The sequence below is a fragment of the Acinetobacter chengduensis genome (assembly GCF_003664645.1).
In the GTDB taxonomy this organism is placed as follows: domain Bacteria; phylum Pseudomonadota; class Gammaproteobacteria; order Pseudomonadales; family Moraxellaceae; genus Acinetobacter; species Acinetobacter chengduensis.
This window is the reverse complement of record NZ_RCHC01000077.1, coordinates 1-380: the sequence shown is the minus strand read 5'-3', so window position 1 is coordinate 380 and position 380 is coordinate 1. Positions and strand designations below refer to the sequence as shown.

Sequence of the window (380 nt, the reverse complement as noted above, 5' to 3'; positions counted from 1 at the left end):
CTTGAAAATCACATTCAGCGAAGCAGTAAAAGGCTTTGATGCAACTGATGTGAAAGTGGCTGGCGGTACTGTGAGTGGCTTGACTCAACAAGCAGATGGTTCTTGGACAGGCAAAGTCGTTGCTAATGGCAACACAGGTGCGCTAGGCACAGTCACTGTGAGCGTAGCAGACGACTCATACACTGACCTTGCTGGTAATAACGGTAAAGGCAATAGTGCATCTAAAGATATTCCAAGTATTGACACCACAGCACCAACATCGACGATGACGCTAGATGCTGATGGCAACTTGAAGATTACGTTCAGTGAAGCAGTGAAAGGTTTCGATGCAACTGATGTGAAAGTGGCTGGTGGTACAGTGAGTGGCCTTGCTCAACAAG

The 380-nt window shown here is 47.1% G+C and carries 1 protein-coding gene; it reads left to right on the top strand.

What is annotated here, in order from left to right; genetic code table 11:
- Positions 1-380, top strand: a 380-nt coding sequence (locus tag D9K81_RS18545; RefSeq protein ID WP_207667535.1) for an Ig-like domain-containing protein, incomplete at both ends; no start/stop codon positions are given.